This window comes from Rhizobium ecuadorense (assembly GCF_001187535.1).
GTDB lineage: Bacteria > Pseudomonadota > Alphaproteobacteria > Rhizobiales > Rhizobiaceae > Rhizobium > Rhizobium ecuadorense.
In genome coordinates this window covers 1-263 of record NZ_LFIO01000408.1, presented here as the reverse complement: position 1 = coordinate 263, position 263 = coordinate 1, and the positions used below count along the sequence as shown (strand labels likewise).

The 263-nt window shown below is 53.6% G+C and carries 1 pseudogene; it reads left to right on the top strand.

Annotated features, from left to right (window positions below):
- Positions 1 to 221 (top strand): annotated as a pseudogene (locus AF337_RS44250) (hypothetical protein); the annotation flags it as partial.
- Positions 222 to 263 lie beyond the last annotated feature (42 nt).

The following is a 263-nucleotide window of genomic DNA, read 5'->3' as shown; positions in this document are numbered from 1 at the left end:
ATTTCCGCTACGCAGCGCTATTGCGACTTTGCCGACTGTCGTCTTTGAGCTGCGCCCATGTCGTTTTCTTGATCGCTGTTTTACGTCAGGCATGGTTTGCTTGTGGTGTTCAAGGCGCTATCTCGCAAACTGGCGAAATGGACCATTGGGACGCAGGCCTGACGCCGGCGCTGCCCCGCAGCGGTAGAAGAACTGAAATCCTCAAGGAAATCCCCGGATAGTCATCCGGAAAGATATCGAGATGGATCGAAAGGAGATTCTGG